Source organism: Microbacterium sp. ZW3a, from assembly GCF_057167165.1.
The window spans coordinates 2,582,753-2,596,632 of record NZ_CM169903.1 but is presented as its reverse complement, the minus strand read 5'-3'; the positions used below and the strand labels follow the sequence as shown (position 1 = coordinate 2,596,632).

Below are 13,880 nucleotides of genomic sequence, written 5' to 3'. Positions count from 1 at the left end.
CTGGGGGTATGCGCAAGAGCACCCTGTGGACCATTCTCGGCGTCATTCTCGCTGTGATCATCGCGTGGTTCCTGGTCAACCTGCTCTTCTCGCTGGTTGCCTTCGCGTTCCGCCTCCTCGCGGTCGCCGTGGTCGCGGTCATCGTGTTCTTCGTCCTGCGCGCGGTTTTCGCGCGCCGCGACGTCGACTGAGCCGGCCCGGTCGTCCGCGGAGCGCACGCGGGGCGGTCGTGTCCGACCCCCCGAGTAACGTGATCTCTGATGCCTGAAGAACGTTCGTCCCCCCACCCACCCACACGCGACATCGTTCTCTCGCCGCGCCACCGCTGGCGGGCCTACTGGGTCGCCGTGTCGGTGGCCGCCCTGACGATCCTCGACCTCACGAAGGTCAATGTCGCGCTCCCCTCGATCGAGACGGCGCTGAACGCCGGCCCCACCGAGCTGCAGCTGGTCGTCTCGGGGTACATCCTCACCTTCGGTCTCGTCCTCGTGCCGGCCGGTCGCCTCGGCGATCTGCGCTCGCGCCGCGTGCTGTTCCTGGTCGGGCTGTCCCTGTTCCTCGTGACGAGCCTCGCGTGCGCGCTGGCGCCCACCACCGGAGTGCTGCTGACCGCGCGCCTCCTGCAGGGTGTTGCCGCCGGTATCCAGATGCCGCAGGTGCTCGGGCTCGTTCAGCAGCTCTTTCAGGGGAAGGAGCGCGGGCGCGCCTTCGGCCTCTTCGGAGCCACGATCGGCATCGCGACGGCCTTCGGGCCCACGCTGGGAGGTCTGCTCATCGCCCTCGGCGGAGAGACCGACGGGTGGCGGCTGATCTTCTGGATCAACATCCCGCTGGTGGCGATCGTCATCGTCCTTGCTGCCCGGCTCTTGCCCGACACGCGCACCAAGTCCCACCGCGCGCTCGACCTCGATCCGGTCGGCGTGCTGCTGTTCGCCCTCACGATCATCGCGCTGATGTGGCCGTTCCTGTTCACCACCGGGTCGCCCGACGACGACCCGCGCCGGTGGTGGCTCCTCGTGGTCTCGGCGGTCTTCGCGGCGGCGTTCGTGTTCTGGGAGCGTCGCTACGCCGAACGGGGGCGGATGCCGCTGATGCCGTTCTCGATCTTCACGCTCGGGTCGTATCGCAACGGCGTCCTCATCTCCACCGCCTACTTCGCAGCGATCCCGGCGATGTTCCTGCTCGGAACCCTCTTCCTCCAGGGAGGACTCGGCCTCGAGCCCGTCTTCGCGGGAATGGTCACGATCGGTTTCGCCGTGGCATCCGCATGGAGCTCGTGGATCGGCGGAAATCTCGTCACCCGACTCGGGCGCCCGCTGGTGGTGTGGGGGATCCTCGGCATGGTCGCCACGGCCGGCGGACTGGCTCTCGTCGCCCTGACCACCCCGCCGGCGTGGACGCCGTGGGCGATGGCGGCGGTCATGGTGGGGGGAGGGTTCGCGGGCGGCCTGGTCATTTCACCGAACCAGACCCTGATGCTCGCCGACATCCCCGTCGCCAGTGGCGGCGTCGCCGGATCGGTCGGGCAGCTGGGGCAGCGCATCGGCACCGCGGTGGGCACGGCGATCGCCCTGGCGCTGTTCTACGCCACGGTCTACCGCGAGCAGGGCACGACCGACACGATGGTGGTGTTCCACGACGCGTACGCCACCGGCATGATCGCGGTCGGGGTCTTCCTCGGACTCGCGCTCATCGTCGGAGTGGCCGACCTCGCCGGCCGGGCGCGATCGGGATCGCAGACGCCATGACGGCGACGCGGGCTCAGACGCCGTAGAGCTCGCGGAGCTTGGCGCGCAGCTCGTGGCTGCAGCGCTCGACGACGTCGTCCCACAGCTCGGTCGCGCCGTCTTGCGCGCGGTCGGAGACGGCGCGGAGGATCCGGATCGGCACGTCGAACTGCTGGGCGACCCAGGCGAGAGCGTAGGACTCCATATCGACCATGCGGGCATCCAGTCCCCGGATCAGGGCGACCGCGTCGGCGTCGTCGACGAAGTGGTCGCCGGTGGCGATGACCACTCCCTCGGGGGCGATGTCGACCCGTGCGGGCAGCCACACGTGCTCGCCGAACGTGCCGTCCAGTCCCTTCACGTCGTGCTGGATCGTGGCGGAAATGTCGTAGATGCCGCCCTCAAGGTCGGGGTCGATCGCGCCGGCGGTGCCGACCACGACGATCTCGTCGTACGTGCCCTCGCACAGCGCGCGCGTCAGCGCGTATGCCGCGGGGATCTTGCCGACCCCGGTGAGCAGCCGGTCGAAGCCCGGGATGTCGGGCTCGAAGGCGACGAATTCGGACGCGTGGGCGGCGACGAGAAGCTTCACCCCACCATTCTCGCCGACGCCCGGGCCCGCTCAGTCCTGCGCGGAGTCCGAGACCGCCGCCAGCCGGGCGATCTCGTCGGGGGAGAGTTCCAGTGACATGCTCGCGAGCAGATCAGCCACCTGCTCGGGCTTCGACGCGCTCGCGAGGGGCGCGGCGACGGTCGGCTGCGCGCGTAGCCAGGCCAGGGCCGTCGCGGCGATCGACGCGCCGTGAGCGCGGCCGATCTCCTCCAGCACGTCGATGGCCGCCAGGCCCGCGGGGGTCGCGAGCTTCGCGGCGCCCCCGGCGCGGGGTGATTCGCCGGTGGCATCCGGGGTGCGGTACTTGCCGGTCAGGAACCCGCTCGCCAGGGCGTAGTAGGGCACGAGTGAGAGCCCGAATTCCTCGGCGACGGGAACGATGTCTCGCTCGACCCCGGTGCGATGCACGAGGTTGTAGTGCGGCTGGATGGCGACGGGGAGGTCGGCCCCGGCCGCCTCGGCGAGCGAGATCCACTCGCGGATGCGCGCCGCGCTGAAATTGGAGACGGCGACGTGGCGCACGAGGCCGTCGCTCACAAGGTCAGCGAATGCCCCGACGGTCTCTTCCAGCGGGGTCTCCGGGTCGTCGAAGTGGGCGTAGTAGAGGTCGATGGCATCCACACCCAGGCGCGTCAGCGACGCCTCGGCGGCGGCGCGCACGTTCGCGGCCGACAGCCCGCGGAACTCCGGGTGCGTGCTCACCTTCGTGGCCACCACGACATCGGTGGGCGTGCGGCTCTTCAGCCACTCGCCGATGAGGGTCTCGCTCTCGCCGCCGGAGTTCCCGGGGACCCACGCGCTATAGCCGTCGGCGGTGTCGACGAAGTTGCCACCGCCGGCGTGGAAGGCATCCAGTACCGCGAACGAGGTGTCGCGATCGGCCGTCCAGCCGAAGACGTTGCCGCCCAGAGAGAGGGGACGGATGTCGAGGTCGCTGCGTCCGAGGCGCGTCATGATGCCCTTTCGATCGGTGGTCGGTGACACCTGTGTTCAACGACGTCGATCGGCGCGCATTCCCGGGGCGCTCAGCCCCCGGAGAGGATGCCGACGAGCCCGCTGCCCAGGAGCCACAGCCCGACGGCCGACACGGCGACCCAGATCACGACGGTCCCGGGCGGGTATTTGCGCGGCTTGTCGTCGCGCCCGCCGTTCTCGGGGGCGCTCACGAGCGCACCAACATCACGATCGACACGATGAGCACGGCGAGGCCTCCGATTCCGGCGATGGCGGCGATGATGGGGCCGCCGCCCGCGAACAGCGCTGCGGCACCGAGGCCGAGGAAGAGCGCGCCGACCACGAGGCCGCCGATCTGGTACGCGCGGTACCGTCGGCCGCTGCCGATGCTGTCTTCGCCGCTCACTCGTGCCCCTCCCGCTCCCAGGCTACCCAAAAGCGTGACGGCGCCCTGCCACAGGGGGACCGCCCTCGTCCAGCCGGACAGGGGGAATCGTGCGCGGGCGTACGGTATCGACATGGCGCGACCCGTTCCCGACCCCGTTCGTCCTGGCCAGGAGTCTGTGTGGGACTACCCTCGCCCGCCCCGCGTGGAGCGCGTTTCCGCGCGCGTGCAGATCGACTTCGGCGGTATCCGCATCGCCGACACCGATGACGTCGTGCGCGTGCTGGAGACCAGCCATCCGCCGGTCTACTACCTGCCGATCGCGGCGTTCGGCGACGCCCTCACGCTCGGCCAGGGGGCGTCGTTCTGCGAGTTCAAGGGCGGGGCGCGGTACTTCGACGTCCACGGGGGCGGGGGAGCGCTCGCCGAACGCGCGGCGTGGAACTATCCCAGCCCCCTGCCCGGGTACGAGGTCCTCGCCGACCGTGTCGCGGTGTACGCGGGACCCATGGACCGCTGCATCGTGGCGGGGGAGACCGTGCAGCCGCAGCCGGGCGGCTTTTACGGCGGGTGGGTGACGAGCGACCTCGCGGGACCGTTCAAGGGCGTCCCCGGGTCGATGGGCTGGTGACCTCAGCTGCGGTCGAACGCCTGGGGGATCGCGGCGTGCAGGTCGTCGAGCCAGGCGCGGGCGTTGCCGTCGGACGGTGCCCTCCAGTCGCCGCGCGGTGAGAGCGAGCCCGCGGGCGACACCTTGGGGCCGTTCGGGATCGCCGTGCGCTTGAACTGCGCGAAGCCGAAGAAGCGCTGCAGGAACACCTCCAGCCACCGCGCCACGGTGACGAGGTCGTATGACGGCCGGTCGCCCGCAGGGAACCCTGGCGGCCAGGTCCCGGCATCTGGATCTTGCCACGCCTTCGCGGCGAGGAAGGCGATCTTCGACGGCCGGAAGCCGAAGCGCAGCACGTGGTACAGCGTGAAGTCGTGGAGGTTGTACGGCCCGATGCGGTCTTCGGTGGACTGCATGCGCCCGTCTTGACCTGCGGGGACGAGCTCGGGGCTGATCTCGGTGTCGAGCACCGACTGGAGCACGTCGACGGTCGCGGAGCTGAGTTCGCCCGCCGAGATGACCCAGCGGATGACGTGCTGGATGAGGGTCTTGGGCACGCCGGGGTTCACCGAGTAGTGGCTCATCTGATCGCCCACGCCGTAGGTCGACCAGCCGAGCGCGATCTCGGACAGGTCGCCGGTGCCCACGACGATCCCGCCGTTCTGGTTCGCCAGGCGGAACAGGTAGTCGGTGCGCAGGCCCGCCTGGACGTTCTCGAACGTCACGTCGTGCACGAGCTCCCCCGCGGCGAAGGGGTGACCCATCCGGGAGAGCATCTCGGATGCCGCCGGCCGGATGTCGATCTCGTCGATCGAGGCCCCGACCGCCTCGGCGAGGGCGATCGCGTTGCGCTTGGTCTTCTCGCTCGTGGCGAAGCCCGGCAGGGTGTAGGCGAGGATGTCGCTCCGCGGACGCCCCATCCGGTCCATCGCGCGGGCGATCACGAGCAGTGCGTGCGTCGAGTCGAGCCCGCCGCTCACCCCGATGACCGGCTTCGGTCCGCCGATGGCCTCGAGGCGCTGCACGAGACCGGACACCTGGATGTTGAACGCCTCGTAGCAGTCCTGCGCGAGGCGCGCGGGATCGTCGGGGACGAACGGGAAGCGATCAAGGGCGCGGCGCAGGCCGATGTCGGCGGCCGGGGGCGCGAGCTCGAACGACACGGTGCGCAGCGGGGCTCCCGCCGTGCGGCGGTTGTCGTCGAACGTCCCCTGGCGGAGGCGATCCTGGCGCAGGCGGTCGAGGTCGACGTCGGCGACGCTGCGCCGCGGCCCGTCGGGGAAGCGCTCGGTCGTGGCGAGCAGCTGCCCGCCCTCGTAGATCATCGTCTGGCCGTCCCACGAGACGTCGTTGGTCGATTCGCCCGGCCCGGCCGCGGCGTAGACGTAGGCGGCGAGGCACCGCAGGGACTGCGACTGCGAGAGAAGGGCGCGGTCGTCGGCGCGCCCGATGGTGATGGGGCTGCCCGAGAGGTTGGCCAGCACCGTCGCGCCGGCGAGCGCGGCCGTCGAGGACGGCGGGATCGGCACCCACATGTCTTCGCAGACCTCGGCGTGCAGCGTGAGTCCGGGCACGTCGACGGCGTCGAACAGCAGGTCGGGACCGAACGGAACCGTTTCACCGGCGACCACGATGTGCTGCCCCGTCTGGTCGTCGCCGCGGGCGTACCAGCGATGCTCGTAGAACTCGCGGTAGGTCGGCAGGTACGACTTGGGGGCCACCCCGAGGATCCGGCCGCGGTGGACGACCACCGCGCAGTTGTAGAGGCGGTTGCGGTGACGCAGCGGTGCGCCCACCAGCAGCACGGTCATGAGGTCGGCGGATGCCGCGACGACACGTTCGACGGCGCGCTCGACCGCGTCGAGGAGGGGATCCTGCATCACGAGATCGTCGATCGCGTAGCCCGACAGACACAGCTCGGGGAAGACAGCGACGGCGACACCGTCGGCGTCGCACTCCCGCGCGGAGGCGAGCACGGCGTCGGCATTGGTGGCGGGGTCGGCCACCGCGACGGGGATCGTGCAGGCGGCCACGCGCGCGAACCCGTGCCGGTAGACGCTCTCGAACGGCAGGTCGGTGATCACGGCTCCAGTCTGGCAGGTGAGTCCGACACCGCGGCAGACCGTGCGCGCGGATGCGCACCGGCGTTCAGCGCGAGGCGCACTCCCCGGCGAGGTCCGCGCTGATCCCGGCCGCGGCGGACAGGCGGCCGATGGCGTCGGTCGGGTCGGGCATGCCCTGGAGATCCTCCAGGACGGTGACGAAGGATGCCGAGTCGCGCGCGTCACCGAGATGCTCGAACAGAGTGGCGCCAGCATCGTAGTAGGACGCCACTGTCTCGACGTCGGGACGCACGTCGTCCGACCACGGCGTTGCGGGTTCGCGGAACGCCGACGCACTGCGGCGGAACAGATCGGCTCCCTCGGCGGACATCGACTGCAGGCGCGTCAGCGTCTCCGCCGTCACCTCCTGCCGGCTGAAGTCGAGGAACTCCTGCTGGTAGGAGCGGGTTGCGCACAGGATGGACAGAGTCGTCGCCCGCATCGCCGCATCGTCCTCGCCGGGGGCCGCATCGGGCGCCACCTCTCCGGCACTGCAGCCGGACAGCACCAGCATTCCCCCGACGATCGCCGTCGCAGCCCACAGTCTCATCGCATTCCCCCCGATCATGGACGGTAGGGGTCCGGGGTGAACACGAAGGGGATCAGCGGTCGACGAGATGTGGACGCCGCACCGGCGATGTCGGCGGCCCCGATTAGCGTTGACCATCATGCGGTACATCGAGCAAGAAGCGCGGATCGTCTGGAGTGCCAGCGACCTCAAGGCGGCAGCCGAATGCGAGTTCGCCTGGCTGCGGGCGATCGACGCGAAGATCGGCCGGATCGCTGCTGTGCCCGACCCCGAAGACGCCACTCTCGAGCGGGCCGCGGCCCTCGGAACCGCGCACGAGCTGCGGGTGCTCGACGACTACCGCTCCCGCTGGGGCGCCGCCGTGCGAGAGATCCCGGCGGCCCGCTCCTCCGACGCGGATGCGCTCGCCGAGGCGGTCCGCCTCACCGATGAGGCGCTGGCAGACCCTACGGCCGAGGTCGTGTACCAGGCCGCCTTCGCGACCGACGAGTTCGTCGGGTTCGCCGACTTCCTCGTCCGTGAACCCGATCCCGGCGACGGCGGTGCCCGCCCGTGGATCGTGCAAGACACCAAGCTCGCCCGCCGCGCCCGCGTCACGGCTCTCATGCAGCTGGCTGCCTATGTCGACCAACTCGACCGGCTCGGCGTCGCGCGATCCGGCGAGGTGCAGCTCCTCCTGGGCGACGGGGCCACGAGCACTCACCGCGTCGACGACCTCCTGCCGGTGTTCTCCCTGCGTCGTGCGCGCCTGCGGGCCCTCATCGCCGACCGTCGGGCCGAGCTCGGAACAGCGGGGCCGGTCGTGCCGTGGGGCGACCCCCGCGGCGAGCTCGCCGTGATCGCATGTGGACGCTGCGCGACGTGCGAGATCGAGGTTGTCGCCCACCGCGATCTGCTCCTCGTCGCGGGCATGCGGCCGGTTCAGCGCGACCGTCTGCGCGCGGGCGGAATCGACACGATCGACGCTCTCGCCGCGGCGGGGGCGGCGCCCCCGGCGATGAGTGCCGACACGTTCGCCTCGTTGCGCACCCAGGCCCGGCTGCAGCTCGACAGCCCGGCGGGCGACGGGGCGGCGGGGGAGCACGTCGTTCCGACCTTCGAGGTGGTCGCGCCGAAGGCGCTCGGCGTCCTTCCCCGCCCCGATCACGGCGACCTGTTCTTCGACTTCGAGGGCGATCCGCTCTACACCGAGGGCGACCGCGCGCACTGGGGCATCGACTACCTCTTCGGCTGGGTCGACACCCGCGAGCGCTACGGCGCGCTGTGGGCACACTCCTTCGACGAGGAACGCGCCGCGCTCGAGCGTTTCCTCGACCTGGTGGCGGTGCGCCGCGAGCAGTTCCCCGAAATGCACATCTACCACTACGCCCCCTACGAGCCCACGCACCTGCTGACGATGGCCGCGCGCTACGGCGTCCGCGAGGCCGACGTCGACCGGCTGCTGCGCGACGGTGTCTTCGTCGATCTCTACCCCGTCGTGCGCCGCGCGCTCCGCGTGGGGTCGCGCTCGTACTCGATCAAGAAGCTCGAGCCGCTGTACATGGGCGACGAGGTGCGCACGAGCGACGTGCAGCGCGGCGACGACTCGATCGTCAAGTACGTCGAAGCCCGGGCGCTCGCCGCCGACGGCCAGGCCGAGGCCGCGCAGCGCGTACTCGACGACCTCGCCGACTACAACCGCTACGACTGCGTGTCGACCCGGCGCTTGCGCGACTGGCTGGTCGAACGCGCCCGCGAAGGCGGCGCGACCCCCGCGCGCGGCGCTGAGCCCGACGAGCAGGCCTACGCGCCCTCGCGCCACGCTCTCGACCTGCAGCGGTGGGCGACCGAGGCCCCTGAGCCCGACGCCACCGCGCTGCGGCTGGCAGCCGCAGCGATCGACTACTACCCGCGCGAAGAGAAGACGTACTGGGCTACGCACTTCCTGCGTCTGCGCGAACCGGTCTCCATCTGGGAAGACACCCGTGACGTCGTCGTGGTGGATGCCACTCGCTCGCGCGTGGTCGCCGACTGGCACATCGCCGAATCGGGCCGCGGGGCCGAGCGCCGTCTCGTCGAGGTGCGCGGCGAGGTCGCACCGGGGAGCCGGTTGAGCGCCGACTCCGAGCCCTTCGCGGTCTACGACCTGCCCGCGCCGTTCTCTCTCGACGTGCGCCCGCGGTGGATCCACGGTGCACGCCGGGTCACCGTGCGCGAAGTGCTTGACGACGGTGCCGTGATCGAGGAGGTCGCCGTCGACGGGGTGACCTGGGACACGCTGCCCCTCGCGCTCACGCCGCCCGCCCCGCCCCGCGCCGGCAATCAGCAGAAGGCGATCGACGCATGGGCCGATGCGGTGCTCGCCACCGCTCCGTCCCTGCCCGACGGTCCGGCCGCCGACATTCTGCGCCGGCGACCCCCGCGCACGCGATCCGGGGCGCTCGCGCCCGTCACCGCCGTCGACGGGGGCCCGGGCGACGACGAGGTCGCGGCGATCGCGCGAACCGTGAGTGATCTCGACCACAGCTACCTCGCGGTCCAGGGTCCCCCGGGAACGGGCAAGACCTACGTCGGGTCGCATGTCATCGCGCGCCTGGTCGCCGAGCGCGGCTATCGGGTCGGCGTGGTCGCGCAGTCGCACGCGACGGTCGAGAACATGCTCGAGCGGGTCATCGCCGCCGGGGTGCCGGCATCGCGGGTCGGCAAGGCGCCGAAAGATCCGGCCGCACCCCATGCCTTCACGGTCCTGCCCAAGAACGGGATGCCGGCCTTCGCCGCCGAGAACGCCGCTCAAGGGTTCGTCGTCGGCGGCACGGCCTGGGACTTCAGCCACGAGGGGCGCATCCCGCGTGGCAGCCTCGATCTGCTCGTGATCGACGAGGCGGGGCAGTTCTCGCTGGCGTCGACGATCGCCGTGTCGCTCTCGTCCTCCCGGCTGCTCCTGCTCGGCGACCCGCAGCAGCTACCGCAGGTCAGCCAGGGCACGCATCCCGAACCCGTCGATACGTCGGCGCTCGGCTGGGTCCTCGACGGGGCCGAGGTGGTCCCGGCCGAGTTCGGCTACTTCCTCGCGCGCACGCGGCGCATGCATCCCGCGGTCGCGGGCCCCGTCTCGCGCCTGTCCTACGAGGGCCGCCTGGCCGCCCACCCCTCGACCGCGCTCCGCGAGCTCGCGGGCGTCGAGCCCGGCCTGCACGCGGTGCCGGTGCGTCACACGGGCAACGCGACGTGCTCCCGTGAAGAGGCGACCGAGGTGGTCCGGCTAGTGGCTGACCTCGTCGGCCGCGAGTGGACGGGGGCCGAGGGCGGTGCGGGCGACGACGCGATCGTCCACGAGCCGCGCCCCCTGCGGGCCGACGACATCATCGTCATCACGCCGTACAACGCTCAGCAGGTCGAGGTCGAAGAAGCGCTGGCGGCGGCCGGTTTCGCCGACGTGCCCGTGGGTACCGTCGACCGGTTCCAGGGCAAGGAGGCCGTAGTGGCGATCCTCACCCTCGCGGCGTCGTCCGGGCGCGAAGCCCCCCGTGGGCTGGAGTTCCTGTTGCTGCGCAACCGCATCAACGTCGCGATCTCGCGGGCCATGCAGGCCGCCTACGTCGTTTCCTCGCCGTCGCTCCTCGACGACCTCCCGCGCACGCCCGAGGGCGTCGCGCGCCTGAGTGCCTTCGCGCGGCTCATCGCCGCCGACGCTCAGGCGGTGCCGTACAGGCGGTCGCCCGCGTCGCCGAGGCCGGGCACGATGTAGCCCTTCTCGTTCAGGCGCTCATCGACCGCGCCGAGCACGAGGGTGACGTCGTGCCCTTCGACCTGCTTCTCGATGGCGGCGACGCCCTCGGGAGCGCCGAGCAGGCAGATCGCCGTGACGTCCTGCGCTCCGCGGTCGAAGAGGAAGTTGATCGCCGCGCCGAGCGATCCGCCGGTGGCGAGCATGGGGTCGAGCACGAAGCACTGGCGGTCGCTGAGGTCGTCGGGCAGACGCTCGGCGTACGTCGAGGGCTGCAGGGTCTGCTCGTCGCGCACCATCCCGAGGAAGCCGACCTCGGCGGTGGGGAGGAGCTTGACCATGCCCTCGAGCATGCCGAGACCCGCGCGCAGGATCGGCACCACGATCGGGCGCGGCTCGCTGATCTTCACCCCCTGCGTCGTGGTGACCGGCGTCTGGATCTCGATCGGGTCGACACGGACGTTCCGGGTGGCCTCGTAGGCCAGCAGCGTCACGAGCTCTTCGGTCAGCTGTCGGAAGACCGGCGACGAGGTCTGCCGGTCACGCAGCACCGTGAGCTTGTGGGTGATGAGGGGGTGGTCGGCGACGTGGACACGCATAGGCTCAAGGCTAGCCGCTCGACCCCGACTCGCCGCCCCTGTCTTTTCGGAGCACCGTGACCCCCACCGCCGCCGATCTCGCCGCGATGCGGCGCGCCCTCGTACTCGCGACCGCGGCCTCCGGGCACGACGACGTGCCCGTCGGGGCCGTCGTGCTCGACGCCGAAGGGAACGTCATCGGCGAGGGCCGCAACCTCCGCGAGGTCACGGGCGACCCCACCGCCCACGCGGAGATCGTCGCGATGCGGGAGGCGGCCACCCGTCTCGACTCGTGGAATCTGGCCGGCTGCACGCTCGTGGTCACGCTGGAGCCGTGCGTCATGTGCGCGGGGGCCGTCCTCCAGGCCCGCGTCCCACGGGTGGTGTTCGGATCGTGGGATGCCAAGGCCGGGGCCGCCGGGTCTCTCTACGACGTTCTGCGCGACCGGCGCTTGCCGCACCGCGTCGAGGTGGTCGGCGGGGTCGCCGAGGACGAGGCATCCGCCCTGCTCCGGACGTTCTTCGAGCGTCGCCGCGACTGAGCTCGTCAGCGGGGGAGGAGCGGCAGCAGGTCAGTGCCGATCTCGTCGGCGTGCTCCACGTCGCGCAGGTCGAGCAGCTGGAAGTAGACGCGGTCGGCGCCGAGGGCGCGCAGCCGGTCGACCTTCGCGGCAATCTCGTCGGCGCGGCCGATGAGGTTGGCCCCGTTGTCGAACTGCTCCCGCGTCTGCCCGATCGCGGCGGCACGATGCTCGATGGCACGATCATCGGCGCCGAGGATCGTGGGCAGGGCCACCGAGAACTTGAGGGTCCCCGGGTCGCGGCCGATCTCCTCGCAGGCCGCCCGGACGACCGCGAACTTCTCGGCGACGACGTCTTCGGCCACGAACCCGATGTTGTACTCCGTGGCGAAGCGAGCCGCCAACGCCGGGGTGCGCTTCGGCCCGCCGCCTCCGACGATGACGGGAACGCGTGACTGCACGGGCTTCGGGAGCGCCGGCGCGGCATCCAGTCGATAGTGCGCCCCGTCGAACGAGAAAGTGTCGTCGACGGGGGTCGACCACAGGCCCGTCACGACGGCCAGCTGCTCTTCGAGCAGATCGAAACGCTTCGGGGGGAAGGGGATGCCATAAGCCGCATGTTCGCGTTCGAACCACCCGGTTCCCAGGCCCAACTCGACCCGCCCGCCCGACATCGCGTCGACCTGAGCGACCTGGATCGCCAGGATGGCGGGGACCCGGTAGGTCACCGACGACACGAGGGTGCCGAGGCGAATGCGCGAGGTCTCGCGCGCGAGCCCCGCGAGCGTCGTCCACGCGTCGGTCGGGCCGGGAAGCGCATCGCCGTCACCCATGCGCAGGTAGTGGTCGGAGCGGAAGAACCCGTCGAGTCCGTGGGCCTCGGCCGAGCGCGCGAAGGCGAGCTGGTCGTCGTACGAGAAGCCCTGCTGGGGCTCGGTGAACAGGCAGTACTCCACGCGCACTCCTTCAGTCGGCCGAGCGCAGGATGATCGCCTCGGTGGGCGGCGCGGGGTCGGCGGGGCGTCCCACGTAGCCGATGTGGGTCAACAGGGCCCGGCGGAACGGGGCGGGACGCTCGAGGTGCGGGGCGTGTCCCGCGCCCTCGACGGCGATCTCGGTCACCTCGCCGCCCGCGGCGGCGTAGGCGTCGAGCACGTCGCGCGTCTGCGACACCATGGGCTGAGCCGGAGCCACCTCCGCGCCCGGCCAGTCCGGAGCGATGCCGAGCGCACCCAGGTGGGCGAGGTCGGAGAACGAGGCGTCCGAGACGATGGTGTCGGCGGTGCCGCGGATCCACAGGATCGGGGGCTTCACGGGCAGGTCGACGATTCCCGAGACGTCGAAGTACTTCGGGGCCATCGTGTTGAGCACCCCCGTGGTGCCGGGCGCGAAACCCGGCCAGTTCGGCGAGGCGACCACGTCGCCGGGGTAGTTGCCGCCGGCGGTGGAGGTGGTGAGCATCGACTCCACCCACGTGTCTTCGTGCTCGCTCGTGTAGCCGGCCGCGACGTAGGCGGAGCGGAACACCGACCGCGGCGACGTCGGGGCGGAGTCGGTGGTGTCGTGATCGATGAGCCGCTGCACGAAGTCGGGGTTCGCCGCACTGGCGCCGGTTCCGGCGTCGTCGTCGGTGAGCCGCGACCCGTCGCGGCGCGTGCCGCCGAAGCCGTAGGGCGAGATCGGCGCCTGCAGCGTGAGAGAGAGCACGGGGTGGTCGAGGGCGTATTGCAGCACCACACCGCCGCCCATCGCCCAGCCCACCAGGTGAGCCGTCGGGATGCCGAGGGCCTCGAGGGTCGCGTGCACGTCGTCGCTGAAGTCGCGCACGCCGCGCGTCGCGTCGATGGGGGCGTGCTCGGTGCCGCCGAACCCGCGCAGGTCGATCGCCAGCACCCGCAGGTCGCTGGGGAGGTCTTGCATGATCTCCTGCCAGATCAGCGACGACGAGACGCTGCCGTGCACGAAGACGACGGTGTATTCCGCGGCGGTGGCGGGGTCGTCGCCCGCGCGCTCGAGCGCGGTGACGCTCAGCCGGCCGGTGTCGACCTGACGAGAGGTGATGCCGTCGAAGAGAGTCATGGGGTCCTCCGTGTCGATCGCGCCCGCACCGCTACGGGCGCGTTCCGACTCTAACGCCCGCCCCTTTGAGCCGCAC

At 71.2% G+C, this 13,880-nt stretch carries 14 protein-coding genes; 5 read left to right on the top strand and 9 right to left on the bottom strand.

The window, feature by feature from the left end:
- Positions 1 to 8 precede the first annotated feature (8 nt).
- Together ACU6WY_RS12245 and ACU6WY_RS12240 are read left to right on the top strand one after the other, a co-directional pair.
- Positions 9 to 191, top strand: coding sequence for a hypothetical protein (locus ACU6WY_RS12245; protein WP_483819918.1), 183 nt, complete (start codon positions 9 to 11; stop codon positions 189 to 191).
- A gap of 69 nt (positions 192 to 260) precedes the next feature.
- Entirely contained in the window at positions 261 to 1,748 is a 1,488-nt protein-coding gene (locus ACU6WY_RS12240; RefSeq protein WP_483819917.1) for an MFS transporter, read from the top strand.
- 13 nt (positions 1,749 to 1,761) lie between these two features.
- On the opposite strand, the gene ACU6WY_RS12235 is transcribed toward ACU6WY_RS12240, so the two are convergent.
- The 4 genes from ACU6WY_RS12235 to ACU6WY_RS12220 form a co-directional block, all read right to left on the bottom strand.
- On the bottom strand, positions 1,762 to 2,319 hold the full coding sequence (locus ACU6WY_RS12235; protein WP_483819916.1) for a phosphorylase family protein: 558 nt from the start codon (positions 2,317 to 2,319) through the stop codon (positions 1,762 to 1,764).
- A 30-nt stretch (positions 2,320 to 2,349) separates the two neighbouring features.
- Complete coding sequence (locus ACU6WY_RS12230; RefSeq protein ID WP_483819915.1) at positions 2,350 to 3,294, bottom strand: aldo/keto reductase; 945 nt, start codon at positions 3,292 to 3,294, stop codon at positions 2,350 to 2,352.
- Between the two features lie 71 nt (positions 3,295 to 3,365).
- Positions 3,366 to 3,506 carry a hypothetical protein gene (locus tag ACU6WY_RS12225; protein ID WP_483819914.1) on the bottom strand — a complete coding sequence of 47 codons (141 nt, stop codon included), beginning with the start codon at positions 3,504 to 3,506 and terminating at the stop codon, positions 3,366 to 3,368.
- Positions 3,503 to 3,700 carry a hypothetical protein gene (locus tag ACU6WY_RS12220; RefSeq protein ID WP_483819913.1) on the bottom strand — a complete coding sequence of 66 codons (198 nt, stop codon included), beginning with the start codon at positions 3,698 to 3,700 and terminating at the stop codon, positions 3,503 to 3,505. The genes ACU6WY_RS12225 and ACU6WY_RS12220 overlap by 4 nt, the downstream gene beginning before the upstream one ends.
- Positions 3,701 to 3,812: 112 nt before the next feature.
- On the opposite strand from ACU6WY_RS12220, the gene ACU6WY_RS12215 reads away from it, so the two are divergent.
- Entirely contained in the window at positions 3,813 to 4,310 is a 498-nt protein-coding gene (locus ACU6WY_RS12215; RefSeq protein ID WP_483819912.1) for a DUF427 domain-containing protein, read from the top strand.
- A gap of 2 nt (positions 4,311 to 4,312) precedes the next feature.
- Here ACU6WY_RS12215 and ACU6WY_RS12210 read toward each other — a convergent pair whose 3' ends face one another.
- Entirely contained in the window at positions 4,313 to 6,373 is a 2,061-nt protein-coding gene (locus ACU6WY_RS12210; protein ID WP_483819911.1) for an NAD(+) synthase, read from the bottom strand.
- 64 nt (positions 6,374 to 6,437) lie between these two features.
- Positions 6,438 to 6,905: a hypothetical protein gene (locus ACU6WY_RS12205; RefSeq protein WP_483819910.1), complete on the bottom strand. Its 468-nt coding sequence runs from the start codon at positions 6,903 to 6,905 to the stop codon at positions 6,438 to 6,440.
- 154 nt (positions 6,906 to 7,059) lie between these two features.
- Between ACU6WY_RS12205 and ACU6WY_RS12200 the strand changes: the two genes are divergently transcribed.
- On the top strand, positions 7,060 to 10,647 hold the full coding sequence (locus ACU6WY_RS12200) for a TM0106 family RecB-like putative nuclease (protein WP_483819909.1): 3,588 nt from the start codon (positions 7,060 to 7,062) through the stop codon (positions 10,645 to 10,647).
- Here ACU6WY_RS12200 and upp read toward each other — a convergent pair.
- On the bottom strand, positions 10,593 to 11,225 hold the full coding sequence (gene upp, locus ACU6WY_RS12195) for a uracil phosphoribosyltransferase (RefSeq protein ID WP_483819908.1): 633 nt from the start codon (positions 11,223 to 11,225) through the stop codon (positions 10,593 to 10,595). The genes ACU6WY_RS12200 and upp overlap by 55 nt on opposite strands.
- A gap of 86 nt (positions 11,226 to 11,311) precedes the next feature.
- Between upp and tadA the strand changes: the two genes are divergently transcribed.
- Positions 11,312 to 11,746, top strand: coding sequence for a tRNA adenosine(34) deaminase TadA (gene tadA, locus ACU6WY_RS12190; protein WP_483821923.1), 435 nt, complete (start codon positions 11,312 to 11,314; stop codon positions 11,744 to 11,746).
- A 5-nt stretch (positions 11,747 to 11,751) separates the two neighbouring features.
- Here the strand turns inward: tadA and ACU6WY_RS12185 are convergent, their stop codons facing one another.
- The gene (locus tag ACU6WY_RS12185) at positions 11,752 to 12,681 is read right to left on the bottom strand and encodes an LLM class F420-dependent oxidoreductase (protein WP_483819907.1); all 930 of its coding nucleotides are present in this window, start codon (positions 12,679 to 12,681) and stop codon (positions 11,752 to 11,754) included.
- Positions 12,682 to 12,691: 10 nt separating this feature from the next.
- Entirely contained in the window at positions 12,692 to 13,804 is a 1,113-nt protein-coding gene (locus ACU6WY_RS12180; protein ID WP_483819906.1) for an alpha/beta fold hydrolase, read from the bottom strand.
- Positions 13,805 to 13,880: the final 76 nt, after the last annotated feature.

Coding starts and splice junctions, on each gene's coding strand:
- ACU6WY_RS12205 (WP_483819910.1), bottom strand. CDS start 6,905: ATGCTGGTGCTGTCCGGCTGCAGTGCCGGAGAGGTGGCGCCCGATGCG.
- ACU6WY_RS12240 (WP_483819917.1), top strand. CDS start 261: ATGCCTGAAGAACGTTCGTCCCCCCACCCACCCACACGCGACATCGTT.
- ACU6WY_RS12245 (WP_483819918.1), top strand. CDS start 9: ATGCGCAAGAGCACCCTGTGGACCATTCTCGGCGTCATTCTCGCTGTG.
- ACU6WY_RS12200 (WP_483819909.1), top strand. CDS start 7,060: ATGCGGTACATCGAGCAAGAAGCGCGGATCGTCTGGAGTGCCAGCGAC.
- tadA (WP_483821923.1), top strand. CDS start 11,312: ATGCGGCGCGCCCTCGTACTCGCGACCGCGGCCTCCGGGCACGACGAC.
- ACU6WY_RS12215 (WP_483819912.1), top strand. CDS start 3,813: ATGGCGCGACCCGTTCCCGACCCCGTTCGTCCTGGCCAGGAGTCTGTG.
- upp (WP_483819908.1), bottom strand. CDS start 11,225: ATGCGTGTCCACGTCGCCGACCACCCCCTCATCACCCACAAGCTCACG.
- ACU6WY_RS12180 (WP_483819906.1), bottom strand. CDS start 13,804: ATGACTCTCTTCGACGGCATCACCTCTCGTCAGGTCGACACCGGCCGG.
- ACU6WY_RS12230 (WP_483819915.1), bottom strand. CDS start 3,294: ATGACGCGCCTCGGACGCAGCGACCTCGACATCCGTCCCCTCTCTCTG.